Below are 582 nucleotides of genomic sequence, written 5' to 3'. Positions count from 1 at the left end.
TTTCGCCGTGAACGGCTCATCCAAGCGCAAAGCGCTTCGGCTGAAATTCCGCAACAAATCATACACAATTACGTTGTAGTGCATTTAAGAAACTGCGAGTAATTGAACTGAAACGATAAAACAAAAATTGGAAAAACAAAATAGCCTGCCGAATTATTACATCCTGAAAAGAGGATTAGCTGGACTTTTGGATTATATATTATACTTTACTCTTTTTTACATTTCTTGCTTACTTTTTGGAGAAAAAACACCAACTGGAGGATTTACTGGAAACCATCTATTCTTTTTCTTTTTTGGAATATGGATTCTTTTAATGGTAATTAGTGAAATACTTTTTGAAAGTACTCTTGGAAATTTTTTGTTCGGATTAAAAGCCGTCCGTAAAAACGGCGAAAAAATGAATTTCTGGCAACCTTTAGTTAGACATTGTACTGATTTAATAGATATGTGGCCACTCGGATTAGTTGGAATTTTGACAATTAAGTTCACTAAAAAAAATCAACGTTTAGGCGATATAATAGCTGAAACAATAGTTGTTGAAAGAAACAAAACTGAAAAAAACGCACTACAACACCGTGTATA

1 protein-coding gene is annotated in these 582 nt (G+C 33.3%); it reads left to right on the top strand.

The window, feature by feature from the left end; translation table 11 throughout:
* Positions 1 to 127 precede the first annotated feature (127 nt).
* A partial coding sequence (locus ACU8DI_RS15405; protein ID WP_447113684.1) for an RDD family protein occupies positions 128 to 582 on the top strand: 455 nt, incomplete at its 3' end.

Source organism: Psychroserpens sp. BH13MA-6 (assembly GCF_052983595.1).
Note: the sequence above shows the minus strand (reverse complement) of the source record. Positions and strands in the feature narration are given on the sequence as shown.